Raw genomic sequence first — 22,545 nt, 5'->3', positions numbered from 1 at the left:
ATTCGATAGCACCGTTACGGGAGGTCAGTTAGGATAAGAATAGAATTAACGTATAAAGAATGATGGATCAGGAGGGAATTACGTATGGAAATGTTACAGGTATCGGGACTGAACAAAGTATATCAGGGCAAAGTGCAGACTCAAGCCCTTAGTGATATTCATCTGACAATCAAGCAAGGTGAGTTTGTGGGTATTATGGGCCCGTCGGGCAGTGGCAAAACCACATTGTTAAACATGGTCTCCACCATTGATGAACCCAGCTCAGGCAAGGTGCTGATTAATGGCATGAACCCCTTTGATATGAAAAAGAAAGAACTTGCCATGTTCCGACGTCGAGAACTCGGATTTGTCTTTCAGGATTTCAATCTGTTGGACACGCTGACTGTTGCTGAGAATATTGTACTTCCATTGACACTGGACAAGGTCAAACTGAAGGAGATGGAGAGCAGACTACATCGCATTACAGCGAAGCTTGGGATTGATCATATTCTGGATAAACGAGTCTACGAAATTTCGGGTGGACAGAGACAACGAACAGCCATTGCGAGATCCATGATCAATATGCCTTCGATTGTTTTGGCGGATGAACCCACCGGTGCGCTGGATTCTACGTCATCCCAAGCGGTCATGGAGTCACTTGAACAGATGAACCAGCAGGAGAAAACAACTATTATGTTGGTCACACATGACCCGCTTGCGGCAAGTTATTGCAACCGCATCGTGTTCATTAAGGACGGAAAGCTGGCAGCCGAGGTGCACCGCGGAGATAATCGACAGACGTTTTTCCAACGGATCATTGATACTTTATCCTTCTGGGGAGGGAATTCACATGAGCTTTCCTCAGTTCGCGTTTAACAATATTCGCCGGAATGGGCGAGCGTATATTGCTTTTTTTCTAAGTAGTGTGTTTATGGTCATGATATTCTTCGCTTATGCGGTATTTATCTATCATCCATATGTGACAGAGTTGCCAATGGGTGACACAACCGCTACGGGAATGCAGATCGCTTCAATTATCGTATATGTGTTTGCATTTTTCTTTGTTATGTATTCCATCAGTGCTTTTCTCAAATCAAGGAATAAAGAGTTTGGCATTCTGACCATACTTGGTGCAGAACCCGCACAGATTCGGAGATTGGTCATTTTGGAAAACATGTTGATCGGCTGCCTGTCCATTATTGCCGGTATCGGCGGAGGTATGTTGTTGTCCAAGTTGTTCCTGATGTTAACTACTCGTTTTATCGGGATGGATGATCTGCCCTTTTATTTTCCCGTTAAAGCGATTCTGATTACGATCGGGGCCTTTCTGTTATTATTTTTCTGCATTTCACTTTTTACATTGGTTTTTATCGGAAACAAACGGACGTTAGAACTTCTAACGGGAACCAACAAACCTAAAAAAGAGCCCAAAGCTTCATGGTTCTTCTCACTTCTGGGTTTTGCATTACTTACAGTAGGTTTTGTGGTACTCCGCAACGGGTTAAATGGCGGAACAATCATGCTTGCAGCAGTAACAGGGATAGCCGGGACGTATTTTTTCTATTCACAACTTTCCGTGCTCATCATCCGTTTATTGAAGCGTAATCGTAAAACGGTATGGCATGGTACACGTCTGTTGTGGATCTCAGAGATGAGTTATAAAATGAAGGATAATGCCCGCATGCTCTTTATGGTGACCGTGGTGATTGCGATTGCTTCAATGAGTGCAGTTGTAATTTTGTCACTGGATCAGGAGAACCGGGAACAGTTTACAAACAACGATTTTGCAATTCAATACAACGTATTCAGACCAACAGAGCAATTGGATATGAGCGCTATTGATTCGAAACTTGAAGCCGCAGGCTTGGATTATCAGCAAGTCTATATTGAATATTTCTGGTCTAATGCAGATCAGAGTGCAGTCTCGGTTATGCCGCTTAGTCAATACAACCAATACAATCTGACACAAGGGAGAAAGATGTTCGAATTGGATACCGGGTCCGCTGTATTTGTGGATACCCGCAATGAGAAGGGTCAGGATCAGATAAAGCGCAACAGATTTCGTAATTATGCGAAGGGAGACAAGTTGACGTTGAGTCTGAATGCTAGTCCGCTGGAAGTTAGGGTTACGGATACAGATATCGATCCACAGTTTGGAACCCTACTCTATGCTACAGGTATAGTTGTCCTACCGGATGAGAAGTATGAAGAGATTGCCCAACAGATCAAAGATAATATGATATCTGGTAAATATCTGTATCAGATCCCTGCATGGGGTCATGCTGTACCTGATCGCCACTCTTCGGAAGCCATGGTTAGCGATCAGCTTCTATCCTCCGCGGATTCCATCCGAAGCAGCAACGCTTCAACGGATAACCAGTCTGGATATCTGAGTACGCGGTACGATGATTTTGAAAGATTCAGACAGGGTACAGCACTCTTTACCTTCCTGGGCATATTTATCGGATTAATCTTCTCGATCTCTTCTGCAAGCTTTTTGTATTTCAGACTGCATACCGATCTTGAAGCGGATGGAAAGATGGTGCATTCTCTTTCGAAAATGGGTCTCAGTTTCCAGGAGATGAAACGATCATCCACCGTTCAGATTGCTATCCTGTTCTTTTTACCGATCGGAGTAGCTATCATTGAAACTTTGGTGGTGGTTAAGCCATTCCTGACTGAATTCGGTATTACCAATTATACGATGCCCGTGTTGACTGTATTTGGTGCCTTTGTAGTTGCACAGACGTTTTATTTTATCATTATACGTTCGAGATATATCGCTTCTTTGCGCAAAATGATGGTGTAACCATCTTAGAAACAAACGGTCATGAGGACCGACCCATGATTTGTTCATTGCCCGCATTTCTTGATTCAGATCAAGGAAGCGCGGGCTTTTTTGCGATAAGATGAATGTATTCACAGATTATATTATCGAGGAGGACGATTATCATGAGTATCACGTCATTGCAAGAAGTCAAAATATTTAGTGAGGACCGGTTTACGAAACGTGTTTTATTCCAACAGGGTGGTGGAGTGACCTTTGTCCTTCATTTTCTGCCAGGGCAGCAGCTTCCCGTTCATAAACATCCGGGCACAGACGTTATTTTGCTGGTGGTCGAAGGCACAGGCACACTTATTCTGGATGGAAAAGAACAAGGGGTGAAACAAGAGGATGTGATCCATTGCGGCGGTGAGGTCGAGTTCGCATTCCATAATACAGGAGATCAGGAGGTTCGTTTGTTCGTGGTGTTAAACAAAGTGCCAGCAGCATCCTATGCAAAGGACATCTAACATCTAATATCAAGGAATCGATAAAATGATTCACTGATTGGCATCAATATAAGGGGGAACTCTATTCTGGAGTTTCCTTATTTATTTTTATTCAAGAATACTCTGCTCCAACATTCGTCCTTCTAGCAATCTCCGGGGTGTATATCCAGTGTATGTTCCCATCGCAAAACAAAAAGCATACCTGGGTCTGAGAACATCAGATCTTAAGTACGCTTCTTTGTATTCCGCCAGCAACTTGTTCATTCATCCGGTCTATCGTCATTCTGCCTAGAAGTATCCCAGCATTTCCTTGGCTTCATTTGACATCAGCTGTGGAGACCATTGTGGCTCCCACACCAGTTGAACATCAATATCAGTCTTATTTGTATTTTCCTGCAAAACCCATTTCACCGCTCCGACAATCGTATCATGCAACGGGCAACCTGGTGTAGTCAGCGTCATCCATACATGTACCCGTTCAGGCTCTTCCCTTACTTCATACACCAGACCCAGGTCAACGATATTGACACCTAATTCAGGGTCATATACTTCCTTGAGACATTCCAGCAAATGTGTGGTTTGTTCCATCATGTTCACTCTCCAGTCCATTTTATTAACATTAACGTCTGAATACCAAAGCAATATTTGTTATATAAACGATGGAGACAAGAGACAGTATCGTTCCTCCAACCATCATGACCTCAGCCAGATTAATCAGAATTCCACTGACAAGCAAAAGGCTTCCAGCGACCATGGCGAGCATACCCCAATTGACATTGCGTTCACTCAGCATACCTGCCATCAGCGGTGTTCCGGGTCTGCCTGCCTGCTTGCCATATTTGTGGGTCCACCATAGAAAAGGCACGATTTTGGAGGCATAACCAAGTATGGTGAGAGACACCCAGCCCCCGAGATATACCCATCCAGATAGCAGAACAACACGTGGATGGAGCAGCAGTTCAGTCCCTTGCGAAGAATAGATCAGTAGGGCAACAGCATATACAGCAAACGCACGGCTTACATACACAGACCAGCGAATGCCCGGACCTGGGTTACTTTTGTGCCGTTTCTCCTGAATTTGCTCCAAGTGATACACATAGAAGAGAAGGGCGGCGGTTAGAAGTAAGAGCGCAAGCCAGAGCAATCCTCCCTTGATACCTGTCAGAAATGCGACAACACCTGTAACTACAGCTGCATTCCACAGAACCAAGACCACTTTTTGCAGTCGAATGGAATAATCGTGGGACAGGTAGAACATCGGAAGCATTTTGTAACTGAAGCCGGTAATTAACATGCCAAACCAGCCTAGTGTTCCCATCCAGATATGTGCACCGAATAATCGTTCATGCAGACTATTCCAATCACCAAAGGCAAAATTCAGACCCATCAGCATACCGGAAAGCCCGGTTAGAACCAGATAAAGACAGGAACAAGCTGCACTGATCGTTACCGGATTCCACTGTGAGGCACGGAAGAGGGTAACGGCCATATTCCATCCGAACAACAGAATGCCCGAGAGCGCGAGTGTAGCAGAACCCGCAATCCAGATGACATCTGCACGGATGAAGCCGTATAACATGCCCACGATTCCGATACTGAACAAGAAATAATGACAATAACCAAGAAACAGACTGTAGATATTGGATTGCAAAATAACATGTATCAACTGATAAACGGCACCCATAGCCAGCATGGTTGCCCACCCGAGCACAAACAGATGGGCATGAAACCAGCCTTCGGGTCCTCTGAGTTCATCACCAAGCCAGCCTGTCAGCGAGAGCAGAGAGAATGCGTGATACATTACAAATCCAAAGATGCCCGTGATGATAAAAAGAAACGGCAACCTGGACATGGCTTTTGCCTCCTTACCCTTTTTCAATTCTCACTTTGGCCGTACCATCGGCTTGATCCTCAACCGTAAAGGGGCAACCGAGATTATTTAACTCTTCAATCAAGAAGACTGGCACACGGTCATTATGAATCAGTACGACTTCCCCAGGTTTGCAACGTTCCAGTGCGGCAAGTGTTCGCATCATGGGTTGTGGCGGTTCCAATCCGCGATTGTCCAGTATAACTTTGGGCGCCTGTGGAGGTTCAATGGCTTCAATTGCAACAGATTGCTCCTCCGGATGCCCTTTGCATGAAGCTGATTCTTCACTTGAATCGGGTTCCAAATTAACTACTGATCCAGATAAAACCATTGCAGATAATGCTTTGGCACCGGTTTTATTTTTTTTGTGCACAAACGTGGTAACCCAGTGATCTGAACCTTTTCGTTCCGATGTGCTGGAGTATCCTTTCATCTTGAGAATACCGAGCAGGGGCGTTGGTTTGAATGGAGCATGTAGTACAAAGACATCTTCATGCTGAAGGCCTTTGACCGTGTCCATGATTAGTTGAAACGGCTCCAACTTTTTACTCAGATGAAGACGCACATCCAATTCAACAATATGGACATCAGATGGAGACATGTGCGTTCACATCCGATCCTGCACTAGCTACATCCGTCTGCTGTACCAACTGCAGAGATGATTCATACAGGGCGGCCATTCCACCGTACAGCGCATAGAAGAATGACTCCGGCGCATCGAGGGAGAAGGACAGGTAGGCTTTGGGGTCCATGCCGAGCACACGCTCAAAAAGTTTTGCACTGTCATAGGCGTAAAAACAGAAATGAGTGTGTTCAAACACAGGCATTTTTTCGTAAATGGTGATAATCTCTTGCGCATATTCTGCTTGCTCACGCTGTGCCAATTGAACCATGGTTGTGGCGTCTTCCAGCCGCAGCGTGATGCGAAGTGTAGTATCGTCAATGATTTCAACGTGCGCCATAGTGGTTCAGCTCCAATCTATAATTTACTGATTTTGACTTGGAAGGTTGTAGGACCCTGCTCAATATACTCCCAGTTGAAGCCATCAGGATGTGTGGACTGAAACTGGAATCGAAGAGGCTTTGGATCGTGATCGTTAATAAGCAACATGGATTCCTGTGGTTGCAACTGATCAAACGTTTCGAAAATAACTTTATGTTTCAAATGCGGTGGATACTCCGTGGCATTAATGGTTGCTGCGTATGTGTTCATGTGTCATTCCTCCAAATAGGGATAGTGTGGTGTTGCAATTTGATTATAGAAAACGTGAGGAGGGAGCTGTGTGAGCCTGCTCACACCTTTTTTAATGTCATAGTCTCGCCTTATTTGAGTCACAATCCTGTATGGAAAGAGTGCCGTCGGCAAGCCAAAGCTAACAATATCCTGATACGTATATTGCTAATTGTGCATGCGAAAGAGACCTTAACATCGATTACGGTCGTTAAGGTCTCTTTATGCACACACAGTTTAATGTAATAGCGTAGGAGAAAACAGTGTATCTGGGTGCAGGGTGGTCACGTATCCCTTTGTTGCTTCAAAGCTTGCAAATCATAAATGATGATCCGGCTGCGATCCACTTCGAGCAAATTCTCTTTTGTAAGCTGGTTTAAGAGCCGATTCGCTGTTTCCCTTGTTGTACCAATAGAATTGGCAAACTCCTGATGTGTCATGGGCAGGTTGATGATAATCTGGTCTCCATGTGTCTGTCCATGCTGATCTGCGAGCATAAGAAGGAAGGAAAGTACACGATTGCGTACATCCTGACCAGAGAGCACCTGCAATTTATCCTGTAATTCTCTTATTTTGTCACCGAGCACACGCATAATTTTGATCGCAATTGAAGGTGTGCTCAGCATTAATCGTTCGAAAAGTCGGACAGGTATGGCTAGTAGTTCGGTAGGGGTAATGGCTTCTGCGGTAGCCGGGTAAGGGTGCGCATTAAAAAAGCCGGTGTGTGGGAACATATCTCCTGTTTTGAGGAAAGAGACAATCTGTTCATGCCCGTTCTCATCGGTTTTATAGGCCTTTACAATGCCGGTACGGATGAAAAAGACAGCTTCTTTTTCGCTTCCTTCGCTGAAAATAACCGATTTCTTCTGAATGCTTCTGGAAATGGCGATATCTTCGACTTGCTTTAATTCCTCGGGGCTGAGGTCCTGGAAGATGGGGAACTGTTGTAGAAACTCCGCTGTTGTATCTTTGTTTACCCTACTCATGAGAATCTCTCCTCTCTGTGTTCATAGTTCTGAACGACGACATCATTTCATCATAACGTGATTTTTGAACACATCAGGTGATATAGATCACCGTAAAGCCACATCACTGTTTTTGATTACTCAACCTGGGTTAATGGAATGATAGAATATGATTAAACAAGAGAGGGGTCGGCCCGGATGTGGACTGCATTCATGTGGGGCGGCATCTCTGCCTCAGCGGTTGTCATTGGCGCACTCGCAGCCTTGTTTCTGAAGATTCCCAAACGAGTCATTGGATGGATCATGGCTTTTGGGACAGGAACATTAATTGGTGCAGCGACCTTTGAACTTCTCGGAGATGCGCTGAATGATGGAGGAATAATACCTACCGCCATTGGATTTACGGCGGGTGCCGTCGTGTACACGCTGTTTGACTTGCTCGTTTCTGCAAAGGGAGGGGCGGGGCGTAAACGTTCGGCAAAGTCGGGAGACTCGAACCAAAGCGGGCTTGGGATCTTTGCAGGAACCGTAATGGATGCTATCCCGGAATCCATCATGCTTGGTGCCAGCTTGCTGGCCGGTAACGGTGTCAGTGTGGTGCTGGTGGTATCGATCTTTGTCAGCAACATTCCTGAAGGTCTGTCCAGTACGGTTGGACTACAGGGCAAGTACAGTCGTGGCAAAATCATATTAATGTGGCTGAGTGTACTATTGATCTCCGCGCTTGCGGCTTTGGGTGGATATCTGTTTCTGGAACAGCTTCCAGAGGAGATGGGTGCAGCGATTGGTGCATTTGCAGGTGGTGGAATCATTGCCATGATCTGCTCGACGATGATGCCGGAAGCCTTTGAAGAGGGTGGGCCAATTGTGGGTTTGATTGCATCTATGGGATTGCTTGTGTCGCTGTTGCTGGATCTGTAGATGACAGAACAAGCTTCCGATCAATGAGTTGAATTTATATAAAAAGAGTATCCGAACAGCGTGATTTCTGATCGGATACTCTTTTTTGCCAAAACAGCTTCCTCGCATCCGCAAGCTTTCTTACCCAGTTCATTGGCTTCGGGCAGGCGGTTCAATTCTTTCCCTGAGCTGCTCCAATTGCAGAATAAGGATGCAGTTTCCTGTAACCTGAAGCAGTCCCTGAGTTTGCATCATGGCAAGTTTGCGACTAAGTGTTTCGGGTGTGATCCCGAGTAACAGAGCCATATCTTTTTTGAATACAGGCAAGCGGATCTCATGTTTTGCATGATTTCGGGTATGGAAATACAAAAGCAACTTGGCAATCTTCTGTTCCGTTGTCATCGCACTGAGCGAGCTGTTCCATTCATCCGTTTCACGGAGAAGCTTGGTAATGGCAAGCAGGAAATGATAAGCAAGCTTCGGATCATGTTCAAGTAATTGGTCAAAGTCATGCTTGCTGATAGAGCAGATGGCTGAAGGCTCCAGAACTTCGGCGTTTGCGGCATGTGGTTTTTGGTGTAACAGGGAATCTTGTCCGAAGAAATCGCCGGGAAACAGAAACCGGATAATATGTTCCTTGCCATTTTCATTGTATATGGATAACTTCACACATCCCTGATGAACCACATAAAGCGTATCGGAGCGTTCGCCCTCCTGGACAACAACTTCGCCTTTGTTATATTTGCGGGTATGCAGAAGGGAGATCAACAAGGCAGCTTCGGATGGATCAAGATGCTGGAACAGAGATACTTTGGAGAAACAGGCATCCTTCGCTTCGTGTGTACAGATCATCGTTTAATCACCTCGAATGGTTCAGGATAGGTATAGCCATTATCTATTGTCATGTCTCAGTGAGACATCGCGGGTCCACCATGATCAGCACCATCCTTGGTCACACGCAGAACAGCGGCAGCGCCTTTGGCTACATGGTTGAACTGATGGGTTACAATCGCATAATCACCTTCTTCGGTCACGGTGAACTCTACGACAGCTCCACCACTTGCGGGAAGCATAACCGTCTGTATTCCATACTGGATGTTGCGTGGATTCCCATCGGTATACACACGGTCCATAATGGTACCCACAACGTGGAAGGATGAGACTTCATTGGGTCCGGCATTACTGACATAGATTCGCACCGTATCTCCTACTTTGGCTAACAGGGGATGTTTTATTAATCCATAATCATTGCCGTTAAATACGACATAATCCGGTTCCCCGTTCAAAAAAGCTTCATAATCATGCTCTTTATACCATTCACTCTGGACAAGGGTATACTCACGATCAACCAAGTGATCGGAAGGGTATCCTGCTTTGGGTTCCACAATAATCATGCCGTACATCCCGTTGGCGATATGGGCAAGGACCGGTTTGGTTCCACAGTGATACATGAATACACCGGGTGAGGAGGTGGGATAAGTGAACGTGCCTTCCTCGCCTGGCATCACATCAATAAATTTGCTGCTGGGAGCAGCATGTACAGCGTGAAAATCCATGGAGTGAGGAAGGCTGGAATCTTTATTTTTCAACGTGAACACCAAGGTATCTCCCTCTGTCACTCGTAGGACGGGTCCGGGGACGGTACCATTAAATGTCCAAGCGTTGTATATCACTCCTTTGGAGATTTCGACATCTGTAACCTGGGCCGTCATTTCAATATATACCGTAGTACCTTCTCTGCGAATGATCGGGTCCACCGGGGGTTGACTGATCGCAGAGGAGGAGGAGGAGACTTCATCGTGGTGAACAGGTTTAACTGTATCGGTTGAACTACAGTGAGAGAGAGTTGCTGTGAATATAGCGAATACGAGTGACCATTTATATACATTCAGTAAGGAGAACATAGTTGCACAACCTTTACTCAAGTGATGTTTTTCACAATATAAAAAGCGGGTTTTCTTTCATTTCAGTAGTTATTTAGTTATAGATTACGTTATTGAGGTGGAGACGGGTGTGATGAGGCACACACTTGGGTATGTCGTAATAGAGGCATTTCCAACAATCTGTCTTCAATTGTTGTGCTGAGCAACGGAGTTTCATATAATTTTAGAGAGATGGATTGGTAAATGTTGAGTATTTTGACGCTGTGTATGTCGTAGTTTCAGAAGAAAGGTGGATACAGGATGAAACGTTTCGAAGATGAAGGTGCGTATAAGTATAGTTTCTATTCGGTTCTTCGACGGGGAGAGCGGATTGATGTGAAATGTCCCAAATGCGGTGGGCACGCTTCGATTGATCAACGGAATGATCAACTGGGATGGAAGTGTTACGAATGTTACGCTCAAGCTTTTGAAGAACCAGTATATCAATATAAAGCCAAGGGGAATTGTGCTGTATGTGAACGTTGGTTTAACGTGGAAGTCACAGACGAGAAGAAGACGTCTCACCGATCGACGCATGTGGAATGTCCGCATTGTAGTTCTGTTAATCAGGTTGAATTACACGCCAAGCCGACATACCAAAGGTATTTTTCCGAGATTTGTGCTGGGAAAGATCCTGTGTTCGGGCTGGAATTATACTTCCTGGATAATTTCAGAGGAAAAATAATATGGGCTGTGAATCGGGAGCATTTGAATTATCTCATCGCTTATGTCTCCGCAGACCTGCGTGTAAAATACGGAAATATGCCTATACGAACGGCTTCACATAGTATTCCGGCATATATCAAGGATGCGAAGAACAGGGATGTGGTTGTTCGTACACTGTCGAAGCTTCAGCACAAGACTGGATGAGACTGAAATTGAAGAGTTAAAGCCGCAAGGAGAGAAGACATGAAACTACGAGTTAAACTTACTATTTTTGCAGTCATTCTGGGTATGTTGATGATTCCGGCTTATTTTATTTTACAGACATTCGGTGTATTTCAAAAAGAGACAGTATTATCTGACTATGCTCTGGCCGTTGATGTTAATGGGAAGTCCTATGGGGCTTGGCCGCTGATTAACAGTTTTGCAGCGATGGACAAAGAGGAAGATAACCGTCAGTTTTATTACCGGATTGATATGAATCATATCCAATACCTGTTTAATCTGGCTTATAAGGAGTATGATGTGAAGCCAGGCGGGGACAATCCGTATCTGGCTGGTACTGTAAACTATCAACGTACAGATCACAACTATGTACAGACCGAGAGACAGTATGAGAACGCCAATGATTTCACAACGGTTTTGAATCTGTATGATCAGGATGGGCAGGTGATCTACACATACAATAACACCGGCAAGGGAGATAAACAGCTGGTAGAATCCATCATTCATCAGGGAATGAGCCGTAATAGTGGCGGTAGTAGCGAAGCTGCCCGCGATCCGTATATCAATATTACGGCGTTATTTCGCGACAAGCTTAACATTGATGTGAAACTGACGGTGGATGAGGAACACAAAGTAGTTACTATTCGAATGAACAAATCGGAGGCGAGATGATGAATGAGTATGGTGTACAACACGGACCTGCTTATCTGGAAGGATTAATTAGGAAGGAAGAGAACATAAAGTCCGATGAAGTGGAGTGGAAAGGCAAACTTCAAATGAGTGACGGTCATGATAAATTCCATATTTTTTATTATGGTGACTTGACGGAAGATGATCTGATTGCCTGGCATGATTCGACACCTCTTCTTGTATATGCGGAGCATACGGTCACGGGTGAGCGCTATCTGCTCATTGATACCGCCAAGCACGGATATGATGCTATGTTATGTGAGACCTATTCGGAAGACGCACTACATGACAGACCCCTTCGTCCTTACCTGGATGTTGAAGGTGAGGACATATTTGAAGTAGAGTTGACGGCTTACTACAATGTGCCTTGGGATGAAGAGTTTGGCGAAGATGTAGATGAAAATGGTGCATATGAACTGATTACGGGAGAGAGCATGCATTTTGATCAGGTCAAGCGTGATGGATATGATGCCTTTGCCGTTCGCATTCTGAATCGTAAAGGAGTATGGACTGAAATTGTACAGGAAGAACTGGCTTAGATCCTGAAAACGAATGAACCAAACTGAGATGGGAGATGTCGACAAATGTATATTGTATCCCGTGTACTTAAGCCGGTTCCAACAGAGGAACTGGATCACTTTGAACAACAGCACGGCATCTCGCTACCTTTATCATACCGCACCTGGATTGAGCACTACGGGGAAGGTACATATACGGGGTGGATGAATGTGCAGAGACCGGACCCAGAAGTGTTGAAGCCTTTTGTTGAATATGATTTTTGGATACATACGGATGATTCGCCTATAAGTCAGCATCAACTTGAGCAGTGCATCTCCATCGGCAGTTCTGTAGATGGAGATTTCCTTGCTGTTCATCCGGAAGTTGAGGGGCTGTTGTGGCTACCGCGTCATGATGAAAATATCACCTTATGGACATGCTCGGAGACTGAATTTGGCGAAACGCTGGACCGGATCTATTGTGGGTATTACCATCAGGATAAACCAATAACGCCACTTTACTTTGAGCCGTGGAATGAGCTGCGGAAACATACGTTTTACCATTTTTCAGGGACGGAACAGGGAAGCTCCATGAAGGAACTCGCCGATACATGCAAAACAGAATTTAAGTGGGATGCTGTGTTGGAGAATGAGTACATGTGCAAGATGTTCATGGTGTCGATGGGAGGATATTTACGATTTAACTATGCAGCTGGGAGAGAAGTTGCCCTGTTCTATGAAGAAAAGAATGGTGCGGAGGAGGCGACGGATAACGAAATCAGTATGTTCTTGCAGGCACATCATTGTACGGCATATGAATAGGGGCAGAGTGGAGGGACACCTATGAGTTGGTTAAAGGAAGACATTGCGGAACAATGGCGCAATGAAGGCAAGCGTTATGCAAGGGATGTCAATGCATTTGTCCGGAGAAGTATGCAGGGAGAGCAACCGGATGAATCCGAGTTGGAGGTAGACTCCAGAAGCGGAATGAGTACTGAAGTATTCCATATGGTGGGACAGGCCAATCTCCATGGTGATGTGGAGGTGCTTCGACATGAGCTACCCGCAGCGACGTGGCCATTGAACGAGGCGTTTCAGGCTTCCATGCAAGCGGTCAAAGTTGTAGGTTATCTGAACGAGGAAACGATTGTATGTAATACGGGGATTTTCACGGAGAATAGTCAGATATATACGATGGATCAGCACGGATGGCAGTTGATCTCTCCATATACTTTTGCAGGTTGCTCATCGGATGGACTTGACTTTGCGCTTGCAGGACCGGATGGGATTCGTATCATTCGTCAGCCAGATCGCAAGTTGGAAGGACAGGAGATAGCGACATATCGATGGGAAGATATTCAAGCCCGGATACAGTCGGCATTACCTCGGATTGAATCACTTGCGGACTGTGAGCATCCCGAACGGACACTTGAAGGACTTATACCTATGGATGAAGGCAGAGCACTACTTATACACTCAAGATACGGGATATATCTTGTAACGCAAGATCAGGTGACCTTGCTTCATCCCGATCTGGCAGAGATTGAAGAGTATGAGCTAGAGGATACACAGATAGATATGGGACATGCAGCTGTATCAAGGGATGGTAGATGGATTGCCTATGGCAGCCAAGGAAGCAATCATATGGTGATGGACCGTCGGCTGAGCAAGACATACTCTCTCTATCCAGAATCGAGCTACCCTCATTATGCAGCATTCACCAGTGATAACCAGACCGTCTGGTTTAACGCATGTCATTTCTATAACGGGGTCACGATACAGGTCCAGCTGAAATCAATTGCAGGCAACGAAACGAAGGAAGATTGGCCAGTGATGGATGAGAATGCACGTGTGTATGCAGCGGTGGAAATAGAGGCAGGCATGGTGCTTGGGGATGCATATGGTTATCTATATTGTGTAAATGGCGAGGGTAAGGAAGTATGGCGTCATTTTGTGGGAAGTACCATCTATTCTCTCGCCGTATCACCAGAGCGATCCAAACTTGCAGTTGGCACATATGGTGGCATGCTGCATGTGCTCGATCTTTGTTCCAAAGAAATGGACGAGTACGGGATCGGTACAGGCACTCTTCGTGAGTTGGAGCGGTATGTGTTGTGGCGTGGAGAAGAACCTCTGCGCTGGTGAGGTAGCATTTTGACCTAGTAGGGGTGAAGGGATGGAACGTGAAGAGGCTGTAACGTTATTAAAATGTCACTCCTTTTCTTATGATGATCTGAGTCATCCCAAGATGGAGAACGGTTTTATTGGCAGTCTGCGGCCTTTCCGTGGACATTTGATTAAGGAGAATTTTCATGAGTTGATGGAGATACTGCGTGTTCTGGCGTCCGAACTTGCACGGCCTTCACTGGATCGGGAAGTCATGGCATGTCTATGGGGAATTACTCATATGGCCCGTGCTTGGGCCGTTGAACCCGAAGGCATGCTTCGCAGCAACAACCTCATTTCCGACGAACAGGTGACATTGATGGAACAATGGCTTAATTTGTTATCTTACGTAGTCATGATTCTAATTGAAGGCGGCGGAGAGGAAGAAGCGTTTTGGGAATATCATCAGTATCTACAAGAAGAGAAGAACTGAGTTAGGGGAGGTGTGGTGAGATTGGAGCCGAATGTATCATTAAACGTGCTAATGGACGAGCTGAATCACTTGTTAGATGAGAGAATACAGGATCAAGAGATTCGGCAATTGTTTGAAGAATATCAACATCGGGAAGGTGCATCCGAGGAAAGTCTGGATCTATTCGAAAAGGAGTATGGCGTCCGGCTGCCTGGCGATTTTCGTGCCTTTTACCAAAGGAAAGACGGTAGTGGCTACGGGTTGCATGTACTGTACCCGGGTGATGCCGAGACGGGCCGATGTACACCCTTTTATCTGATGTCATTGGAAGAGATTCGAGAGACCAAACAATACTTCTGTGAAGTGGATGAGAAGCTTGAAGAGTATTATTCTGCCGAAGAGATCAGCCAGCTGGACCCGGAGATCAAACCATACCTTTTCCATAAACCATGGATTCCTTTTGCAACAATTGCAGGTGGTTCACTGTATCTGATGCTCGATTTTGATCCAACGGCGGAAGGCACGTATGGGCAGATTATTATGTACGTGCACGATCCGGACTTTGTTTATTACCTTACACCTACCTTCACGGATCTCCTCAGCATGTCGAACCGTAATCTGAAGATGATGGATGAGATCACCTATTAAAATCCTGCACGAGTAGACAATTCCTTCAATAATAAAGAAGCTGCCGAAGCAGCTCCTTTATCTGAACAAGTACTTTGAATGAGTCTAATGATTACCACTGGAAGAAACGATGTCCGTGAAATCCTCCGCCTGGAGGTCCTCCGTGTCCACCTGGACCACCCGGCCCGCCTCCATGAGGTCCGCCTGGATAGCCACCTCCGTGAGGTCCACCGGGATAGCCACCTCCTGGGAAATGACCAGGGTGTCCACCGGGGTAACCACCGCCGGGATATCCACCATGCCACCAAGCACCACCGATCGGATATGGTAGTGGAACAGGAACGATGGGCGGGTATGGATAGGGATAAGGGTAAGGATACGGTGAGGGTGGCGGAGGTGGTGGATAATAAGGGTAAGGATAACCCGCAGGTTGCGGGGATGATACTGAACCAGGGCCGTATGCCATGTAATAAGCCTCCAATGACTGGATTGATGATATCAGCCTATGCCACAGTGGTTTCAGATGATACAGCAGATTGAAGATTAATGAATAATGAGTAATGAGGGGGAACATATGGTAGCCGTAGCTTTTCACACTGATCCAAGAGGAACTGCCTATGAACTGTTGATTGACGAATTGATCGAGAAGGCAGATCGTTTTATGCTGGTAGACAGACAAAGGTACGAAGAGAACGAGATACCGGAAGTAGTTCGTGTGTTAGAGAGATTGAAGCCCTATCTTGTGGAACGAGCTACGATGGAAGAAATGATGCTAAAAAGCGGAGCCTATTATTCCGAAGGCACCTATTATACATATCGCTGTACGCCGGAATCGGGTCGCGTGCTCAAAGAAGAAGCCAATCGTTTTCATGATTGGTGTTATCCGTCATTGCCGGACGATCTTTGCTTTATGACAGAAGACGGAAATGATTATTTTTTCTCGGTTGCCCATGAGCATATGTATGGCATGAGGATTACATACAAAGAAGCGAGTGAACTTATGGAGCGGATTCCGGGGTTGTTCTTTGATTTGGACCGTCATAAGGAAATTGATCATCTCCTGGACGATGCGATCAGACATCAGACCGATAAGCTGGATATCAGCTTACATGGTTTAAGTGAGCTTCCCGAACGAATTCGGGAGTTGAAGCACTTGAAGGAGTTGACGATTTTTGAGCAGAATCTGTACTCACTCCCTGCAAGTCTGTTTGAACTTACTTCATTGGAAAGATTGGTCATTACAACGTTGGATCTGGAGTGTATTCCGGCAGAAATCGGGAAATTGAAGCAACTTCAAGAGTTAAGAATTTATTGTGGCAGCCCTTTTGAATCTGCACCTGGTTGGAGGCCCAAACCACAAACTGAGTTGGGATTAAATTGTATCCCGCCTGAGATTGGTGAATTAAGTGAGCTGAAGTATTTGGAGATCGTATATTCTGGTATACGTGAACTCCCCCCGGAGTTGGAAAGACTGAAGAATCTGCGTGCTTTACTGGTGACAAATGCACTGATTGAGGGAACTCCGGATGTTGTCACAAGAATGCATTGGCTGAAGTATGTAGACTTAATGAATATTCCATTTGGAACCCATTGGGAAGAAGTCTGGGAAATGAAAAAGAACATGTAACAAATAGAGCCCTGCTCTCGGGATGTCCGAGTCAGGGATATTTGTTATGCGAGGAAAACTTGGCGGAAATGGGCTCACGTATCTGGGCGCTGGGCATAAGCTGGCATATAGGTTATGACCTAAACCGAGAGCGAAGGGCAGGCGTTTTATTTTGGCAACCTCATACATGGATTACACTTTACCAACCACCGAATTTACTTACGATTTGAGCAATAACCCGTTATTCAAGAAGGATGAGAACAACTATATTAACGCTCTTTCCATCAAGCAGTTAAACACACTGGGCAATGTTTCTTTACTGGATATTTTCCTCAACACGGGCAATGTGGTTGAACCACATACGCATCAGAATGCAACGGAGTTGGTATACTGCATCAGCGGTGCGGCAGTTGTTTCCCTCATTAATCCATTTACCAACGAGCTTCTTCATTTCCCGATTACTCCGGGGCAGGTGGCTAACGTTCCTCAAGGCTGGTGGCACTATGAAGTGGCTACTGCAGATCACACGCACTTACTCGCAATCTTTGATGCTCCGGTTCCTGAAGCGATATTTGGTTCAGACACCTTACGTCTTACACCTGCAAAACTTTTGGCTTATACGTACTGTCTGGATGAGAAAAAAGTTCAAGAAGCACTTGCTCCCATTCAAAAAACAGTGATTATTGGCCCGCCGGCAGATTGCCAGCCTTCAACTGCTCCTGCCTCTAACGGTGCTCCAAATGTGAATCATCAGCCTTACGTAATGCCTAATGTACAACCAAACATGCAGCCCAACACACAGCCAAACAACCAACCAAACATGCAACCTTACGTGAACCGTCTTCCGTATTGGGGCACTTGGGTTGATCCACGTATTATTCATGAGCCGGGCTGTCCGTATTATACAGAGCTTCCTGTGAATACGAATAATCAAGAGGAAAGATGACGTTCCTGAGGCGAGGTTTATCTAATACACATAAGTATTTCAGTTAAATTAGGTATAACAAAAGAAGCGTCCGCAAAGGAACGCTTCTTTTGTTGATTAAAGGTGTCTTCAAACCTGCTGAAAGCCGATGCATACTTAAACTTGTCCGGAGCATGGAGTGCTAACGAATCGTAGGCGTCTTAATCAAGGATTTGAGGCGTGCTCAAAAATCTAAAGAATCTGAGACACGTTATATCAGAATAAACAGCCGTATGAAGTGTTTTTATCGGGGATTTTGGGAAATAACGAGTCTGAGGTTCCTTACAATTTTAACTGAGGACCTAGAGGCCAAATAAGATGTCCTGAGTTCCTAAGAAAATTTTCAACCCATTCCCCAGAGACCGCAGGATAGTACTTCAAGACTTTTTAGGCGCTGACATCCATCATCGATAGCTTGCCTGAGGTTAAAGAAGAACAGCTATTTAATTTACGATGTGTAATTTCGTCCCAGGCCAAGCTCCGTTAATAATTGACGATAAGCAATCGAAGTACGGTCTGCGGGAATATGGGCCTCGGCATGCAGATCTAGGGGCAGATCCTCCGGTTTCTGTGACTCGACCATCTCGCGGTCTTCTTCAAATACCTGCAAGTTGAACTTGATTGTGTCTTCAATCGGAGCGTCTTTGTCAAAGTTGCGTGTGATTGGACAGAATAAACGTGTATAACGGGCAGAGATCGGCGAAGCACAATTCAGAATATTTAGCTTGTCGTCTCCTGGGAAATGTACCGTAAGAGAAGCCGCAAAAGGTGGGAACACTCGAAACTCGCGCAGCCATTGAAAACCTTCAGGTGCAACAAGATCTTGCCCTTTGCCATAGTTACTCACCGTACTCCAATACTCGGCCAGTAACTCATTACCTTCGCGTTTCACTTTGTATTGGGGGACTTCGGTGTTGTTTCGATCACCAAACGTCTCGGTATGCACATAGGCAAAATGGGATACATCCAGGAATCCCTCCATTTGTCGTCCAGAGGAACCAGCAATGTCAAAGTTGGGCGGCAGAATATTGATATAATCCGGATCATCCCATCCAGGGAAGGAGGGGATCTGTTCTTCCGTTCCCGCCAAAGTGGTCCAGATCAAGCCAAAACGTTCGACTGCCGGGTACACGATAAGTTTGAGCTTAGGCGAGATCTTGGCGCTTGGGTGCGCAGGTACTGCGGTACATTTTCCTTCACAATTATAACGGAAACCATGATAAGGGCAGACAATCTCGCCATTTTCTACCCAGCCTTTGCTTAGTGGAGCCCCGCGGTGAAAACAAATATCCTTAGCTACCACAACCTGATCATTACTGCGGTAGAGAACCAGCTTCACATCGAGTAATTGAGCAGCCAGTGGTTTGTCTGTTACTTCGTTTGCTTGGGCTACCGGGTACCAATATTGGGATAATACATGCCAGTCTTCAGCGGTGAACGTACACCCTCTAGGTAATTCGGACGTCACATTACGGTTTGCGTTGGAAGTTATCATATTAAACACTCCTTGCCGATATGAATAAACGATTTTCTTTTTAATGTCAGAAAAGTTAACTTAATTAGCCGTATGTTACTACTCTTTTGGTCAAAATATCAATATATCCAACCTACTTTTGGTTAAAATCACAAACGATACAGCAAAAACCGTACATAAATACGGAAAAACGCGGATTTTTCTTACGTTAGATGTTAATTGTAGAAAAGAGAACAACCTTTCAGTATGTTTTTCCATTACTGATTATTAACTCCATGGAGGTTGTTCTGCCATCAGAATCTCAGTGTGAATATTCGTTAGTTGAGCAACCATTCTTGTGGGCATAAAAAGATTTTCGCAAAGAATGTCACAGATCCCGGCCGTCATTTGTCTACAGTATGTAAACCAAATGACGGAGGCGAATGAAAAATGAATTTAAGAACGAATTACAGAGTAGCTAGTCCAGGTGCTTTTAAAGCGATGATGGCAATGGAGCAATATATATCCGGGCAATTTGAAAATAAAGTATTGTATGAGCTGTTAAAAATCCGAGTGTCCCAGATTAATGGCTGCGCCTTTTGTCTCGATATGCATGCCAAAGATCTGATGAAACTGGGAGATTACGCGGATCATATTCTTTTGCTAAGTGTGTGGCGTGAAGTGCCTTTCTTCACGGATCAAGAACGTGTTATGCTGGAGCTGGCTGAGGCGGTGACCCGAATCTCGGAACATGGTGTACCCCTTGCGTTGTACGATAAGGTCCGTGAACATTTCAGTGAATCCGAACTGGTGGATCTGATCCTGGCCATTAACACGATTAACAACTGGAACCGGATTGCGATTACAACAGGGATGTATCCGGGTTGCTTTAACTAAAATACACGCACCATGCCAGAGGAGGCTTCTTATGAATTCCAATTTCCACGCCAATGAACCAGAAGTGTCTTCTCTGGATGTTGGTGAGTTGTATATTCGTTATAAAAAATATGCATTTTCAATAGCTTACCGCATGCTTGGCAGTGTGGTAGAAGCTGAAGATATTGTGCAGGATTGCTTTGCGGGGATTCAGAGCACGTCTGCTCAGGATATTCGTAATCCCAAGTCCTACATCGCCAGATTGGTTGTGAACCGAAGCTTGAATCTGCTAAATTCCGCCCGTAATCAGCGGGAAAGTTATGTTGGTGAGTGGCTGCCAGAGCCGATGGGGGACAGTGAAGAGGAGAACATGCCAGAGGAAACGATGGAGAAAAAAGAACTGATCTCCTACGCCTATCTGGTCATGTTGGAGCGTCTATCGCCCATGGAACGGGCTGTTTTTGTCCTTCGTGAAGCGTTCCGATATGATTATTCCGAAATAGCGGATTGGCTGGGCAAAACGGAGAGTAACTGCCGTCAAATCTTTAGTCGCGCCAGACGAAATCTGCCTGAAAGACTTCCGCCGATCGAGCAGAGTGATGCGGATATGATAGCCAAAGGTGAATTGCTGAGCCGTTTTACAACGGCTTTCCTTCGTTATGACGTCTCTGCCATGCTCGAGTTACTGGCGGATCAGCCTGTATTTACAGCAGATGGCGGTGGCGTTGTGCATACGGTTATGAGAACAATGAACGTGCACAAAGGTGTGCTTGCACTCCTGACCTCACGGCGAGTCCTTACGCGATTGCGTGAAAGAGAATGGGTGCCCATGTGGATCAATGGCGAACTTCAACTCGCGTTGATGAAAGAAGGGCAGTTGTCCGAGGTACTCTGTTTGGAGCTGGACGCTTCTGGAGAGCGGATTGAGGGTGTGTATCTCGTTGTAAATCCGAACAAACTTACATCAATAGACACTTCAACTCTTTGATCCAAACGTAAGGACTTAATATGTAAACTTAAAGGCGACAACCTCTGTCACGAGGATTGCCGCTTTTTTGGCATTCACAATTTGCGATTCAGCATCCGATTATTCCCGGGCAAATTGTTGTTGAACAGGTTCAATGATTGCTCTGACTTCAGGTGTAAGCTCATCATTATTCTGATTGAGAACCCGTAAAATCTTTTCCATAGTGTCCAGAAGAACACTCTGCGTATCGGGCTCCCGGTAAGCCAAAGCTTTCTCGTAAGCCTGTTTCACCACAGGGTCCATGGTGCGAATTTCTTCATCCGTGTACCAATCATAAGCAGGCGTGTTGTCACTTCCGTAAAACAGATAATCCACAAATAACCCTTGCTTCACTGCTGATGTACGATTGGAATTCGGGAAGTTGTTCAAAAAGGCTTCTTTCTCCAATGCACGCTGGATTAATTCGTTCCAAGAGATGATAATGCCACCATCTGAAGTTGTCATTTGGTTGGACTCGGTAGCCATAATATTAATGTACGCAGCAATATCAGCCTTAACAAAAGGCTTGAACTTTTGATATATCTCATAATTGATGATGGGGTAATACAAGCCTTCACTGGTTTCCAGTTTGAACCCGAGATCTGAAGCTTCCTGCAGAAGTTTCTTCACGGTCGGATCTTTAATTTCTTTGAGCAGACGACTATATGTAAGCTTCTGTTCGTAACCAAGTTGTTCATGGGCTTGAGATATGGCCTGTTGAAATTGTTCCGTATACATTTGGTAGTCCATATTAGCCAATTTCACGTTCTGCATGTTCTCCAGTTGCAGCGTCATTAGTGTGGCCTGCCAAGGGTCGACTTTATTGATATGATTCATCAGGTATTTACGCGCTTTAACCAGACTTTCTGTGGACTTCACTGCTTCTGTTCGATAGGTTTGGAATTGATGATACACCGCTTTGGAAGCGGGGACAGGTGCAGCTAGCGTTGTTGAAGGTGTGAGTATTGCGCCAATGGCAGTACAGCCGAGAGCCATAGCCAGTAAACCAAGTTTAGCAGGTTGCTTCCATCTCATTTGTATACCTCCCCATTAATGAAGAAAAAGCCATTTGAATTCTCGTATAACGGCATTTCACCCTATTTATATGTATGATCCGTAAGTTGAAAATGTACGGGTTTGTCTTTGATTAAACCAGTTTCTGGTAAGCGAATCAAGTGTCTTCAGTAGGAAAATGATTACAAATAATGAAAGAACAGCCC

The 22,545-nt window shown here is 45.2% G+C and carries 26 protein-coding genes; 15 read left to right on the top strand and 11 right to left on the bottom strand.

What is annotated here, in order from left to right:
* Positions 1-84 precede the first annotated feature (84 nt).
* The 3 genes from MKY95_RS20350 (at position 85) to MKY95_RS20340 (ending at position 3,273) form a co-directional block, all read left to right on the top strand.
* Positions 85-855, top strand: coding sequence for an ABC transporter ATP-binding protein (locus MKY95_RS20350; protein ID WP_036613332.1), 771 nt, complete (start codon positions 85-87; stop codon positions 853-855).
* Positions 830-2,788, top strand: coding sequence for an ABC transporter permease (locus tag MKY95_RS20345; RefSeq protein WP_339194176.1), 1,959 nt, complete (start codon positions 830-832; stop codon positions 2,786-2,788). Before MKY95_RS20350 ends, MKY95_RS20345 begins: the two co-directional genes overlap by 26 nt.
* 143 nt (positions 2,789-2,931) lie before the next feature.
* Entirely contained in the window at positions 2,932-3,273 is a 342-nt protein-coding gene (locus tag MKY95_RS20340; RefSeq protein WP_339194174.1) for a cupin domain-containing protein, read from the top strand.
* Between the two features lie 267 nt (positions 3,274-3,540).
* Here MKY95_RS20340 and MKY95_RS20335 read toward each other — a convergent pair whose 3' ends face one another.
* The 6 genes from MKY95_RS20335 to MKY95_RS20310 form a co-directional block, all read right to left on the bottom strand.
* Positions 3,541-3,843 carry a metal-sulfur cluster assembly factor gene (locus MKY95_RS20335; protein ID WP_339194172.1) on the bottom strand — a complete coding sequence of 101 codons (303 nt, stop codon included), beginning with the start codon at positions 3,841-3,843 and terminating at the stop codon, positions 3,541-3,543.
* Positions 3,844-3,871: 28 nt separating this feature from the next.
* On the bottom strand, positions 3,872-5,104 hold the full coding sequence (locus MKY95_RS20330) for a hypothetical protein (protein ID WP_339194171.1): 1,233 nt from the start codon (positions 5,102-5,104) through the stop codon (positions 3,872-3,874).
* A 13-nt stretch (positions 5,105-5,117) separates the two neighbouring features.
* Positions 5,118-5,723 carry a DUF2249 domain-containing protein gene (locus MKY95_RS20325; protein WP_339194169.1) on the bottom strand — a complete coding sequence of 202 codons (606 nt, stop codon included), beginning with the start codon at positions 5,721-5,723 and terminating at the stop codon, positions 5,118-5,120.
* Positions 5,710-6,084, bottom strand: a complete 375-nt coding sequence (locus tag MKY95_RS20320) for a hypothetical protein (protein ID WP_339194167.1) — start codon at positions 6,082-6,084, stop codon at positions 5,710-5,712. Before MKY95_RS20320 ends, MKY95_RS20325 begins: the two co-directional genes overlap by 14 nt.
* A gap of 17 nt (positions 6,085-6,101) precedes the next feature.
* Positions 6,102-6,335: a DUF2249 domain-containing protein gene (locus MKY95_RS20315; RefSeq protein ID WP_036613358.1), complete on the bottom strand. Its 234-nt coding sequence runs from the start codon at positions 6,333-6,335 to the stop codon at positions 6,102-6,104.
* 302 nt (positions 6,336-6,637) lie between these two features.
* A complete protein-coding gene (locus MKY95_RS20310; protein ID WP_339194165.1) occupies positions 6,638-7,339 on the bottom strand; it encodes a Crp/Fnr family transcriptional regulator in 702 nt (233 codons plus the stop codon).
* 177 nt (positions 7,340-7,516) lie between these two features.
* Between MKY95_RS20310 and MKY95_RS20305 the strand changes: the two genes are divergently transcribed.
* The gene (locus MKY95_RS20305) at positions 7,517-8,239 is read left to right on the top strand and encodes a hypothetical protein (protein ID WP_076328446.1); all 723 of its coding nucleotides are present in this window, start codon (positions 7,517-7,519) and stop codon (positions 8,237-8,239) included.
* Between the two features lie 129 nt (positions 8,240-8,368).
* On the opposite strand, the gene MKY95_RS20300 is transcribed toward MKY95_RS20305, so the two are convergent.
* Both MKY95_RS20300 and MKY95_RS20295 read right to left on the bottom strand, forming a co-directional pair.
* Positions 8,369-9,070, bottom strand: coding sequence for a Crp/Fnr family transcriptional regulator (locus MKY95_RS20300; RefSeq protein WP_339194164.1), 702 nt, complete (start codon positions 9,068-9,070; stop codon positions 8,369-8,371).
* A gap of 56 nt (positions 9,071-9,126) precedes the next feature.
* Complete coding sequence (locus MKY95_RS20295) at positions 9,127-10,122, bottom strand: multicopper oxidase domain-containing protein (RefSeq protein ID WP_253501228.1); 996 nt, start codon at positions 10,120-10,122, stop codon at positions 9,127-9,129.
* Between the two features lie 279 nt (positions 10,123-10,401).
* On the opposite strand from MKY95_RS20295, the gene MKY95_RS20290 reads away from it, so the two are divergent.
* From MKY95_RS20290 to MKY95_RS20260, 7 genes are read left to right on the top strand one after another with little or no spacing between them, the layout of a single operon-like run.
* Positions 10,402-11,010: a hypothetical protein gene (locus MKY95_RS20290; protein ID WP_339194162.1), complete on the top strand. Its 609-nt coding sequence runs from the start codon at positions 10,402-10,404 to the stop codon at positions 11,008-11,010.
* 39 nt (positions 11,011-11,049) lie between these two features.
* A complete protein-coding gene (locus MKY95_RS20285; RefSeq protein ID WP_036672890.1) occupies positions 11,050-11,700 on the top strand; it encodes a hypothetical protein in 651 nt (216 codons plus the stop codon).
* Positions 11,697-12,257: a hypothetical protein gene (locus MKY95_RS20280; protein ID WP_076317541.1), complete on the top strand. Its 561-nt coding sequence runs from the start codon at positions 11,697-11,699 to the stop codon at positions 12,255-12,257. Before MKY95_RS20285 ends, MKY95_RS20280 begins: the two co-directional genes overlap by 4 nt.
* Before the next feature lie 45 nt (positions 12,258-12,302).
* Positions 12,303-13,037, top strand: coding sequence for an SMI1/KNR4 family protein (locus MKY95_RS20275; protein WP_036672888.1), 735 nt, complete (start codon positions 12,303-12,305; stop codon positions 13,035-13,037).
* A gap of 21 nt (positions 13,038-13,058) precedes the next feature.
* On the top strand, positions 13,059-14,360 hold the full coding sequence (locus MKY95_RS20270; RefSeq protein ID WP_076317542.1) for a hypothetical protein: 1,302 nt from the start codon (positions 13,059-13,061) through the stop codon (positions 14,358-14,360).
* 31 nt (positions 14,361-14,391) lie between these two features.
* A complete protein-coding gene (locus MKY95_RS20265; RefSeq protein WP_076317543.1) occupies positions 14,392-14,814 on the top strand; it encodes a hypothetical protein in 423 nt (140 codons plus the stop codon).
* Between the two features lie 51 nt (positions 14,815-14,865).
* Entirely contained in the window at positions 14,866-15,441 is a 576-nt protein-coding gene (locus MKY95_RS20260; RefSeq protein WP_076318126.1) for an SMI1/KNR4 family protein, read from the top strand.
* 91 nt (positions 15,442-15,532) lie between these two features.
* Here the strand turns inward: MKY95_RS20260 and MKY95_RS20255 are convergent, their stop codons facing one another.
* Entirely contained in the window at positions 15,533-15,886 is a 354-nt protein-coding gene (locus tag MKY95_RS20255; RefSeq protein WP_143780977.1) for a hypothetical protein, read from the bottom strand.
* A gap of 87 nt (positions 15,887-15,973) precedes the next feature.
* Between MKY95_RS20255 and MKY95_RS20250 the strand changes: the two genes are divergently transcribed.
* Both MKY95_RS20250 and MKY95_RS20245 read left to right on the top strand, forming a co-directional pair.
* Positions 15,974-17,047, top strand: coding sequence for a leucine-rich repeat domain-containing protein (locus MKY95_RS20250; protein ID WP_143780978.1), 1,074 nt, complete (start codon positions 15,974-15,976; stop codon positions 17,045-17,047).
* 166 nt (positions 17,048-17,213) lie between these two features.
* Entirely contained in the window at positions 17,214-17,972 is a 759-nt protein-coding gene (locus MKY95_RS20245) for a cupin domain-containing protein (protein WP_245838219.1), read from the top strand.
* Between the two features lie 466 nt (positions 17,973-18,438).
* On the opposite strand, the gene MKY95_RS20240 is transcribed toward MKY95_RS20245, so the two are convergent.
* Complete coding sequence (locus MKY95_RS20240; RefSeq protein WP_076317548.1) at positions 18,439-19,485, bottom strand: aromatic ring-hydroxylating dioxygenase subunit alpha; 1,047 nt, start codon at positions 19,483-19,485, stop codon at positions 18,439-18,441.
* A 408-nt stretch (positions 19,486-19,893) separates the two neighbouring features.
* Here MKY95_RS20240 and MKY95_RS20235 point away from each other — a divergent pair, with 408 nt between their 5' ends.
* On the top strand, positions 19,894-20,340 hold the full coding sequence (locus MKY95_RS20235) for a carboxymuconolactone decarboxylase family protein (protein WP_036672879.1): 447 nt from the start codon (positions 19,894-19,896) through the stop codon (positions 20,338-20,340).
* 31 nt (positions 20,341-20,371) lie between these two features.
* Complete coding sequence (locus MKY95_RS20230; protein WP_076317549.1) at positions 20,372-21,307, top strand: sigma-70 family RNA polymerase sigma factor; 936 nt, start codon at positions 20,372-20,374, stop codon at positions 21,305-21,307.
* Between the two features lie 99 nt (positions 21,308-21,406).
* Here MKY95_RS20230 and MKY95_RS20225 read toward each other — a convergent pair whose 3' ends face one another.
* The gene (locus MKY95_RS20225) at positions 21,407-22,360 is read right to left on the bottom strand and encodes a hypothetical protein (RefSeq protein WP_076317550.1); all 954 of its coding nucleotides are present in this window, start codon (positions 22,358-22,360) and stop codon (positions 21,407-21,409) included.
* Positions 22,361-22,545: the final 185 nt, after the last annotated feature.

This window comes from Paenibacillus sp. FSL P4-0176 (assembly GCF_037975265.1).
Classification (GTDB): domain Bacteria; phylum Bacillota; class Bacilli; order Paenibacillales; family Paenibacillaceae; genus Paenibacillus; species Paenibacillus amylolyticus.
The sequence above is the reverse complement of the archived record's forward strand: the minus strand, read 5'-3'. Positions and strand labels throughout refer to the sequence as shown.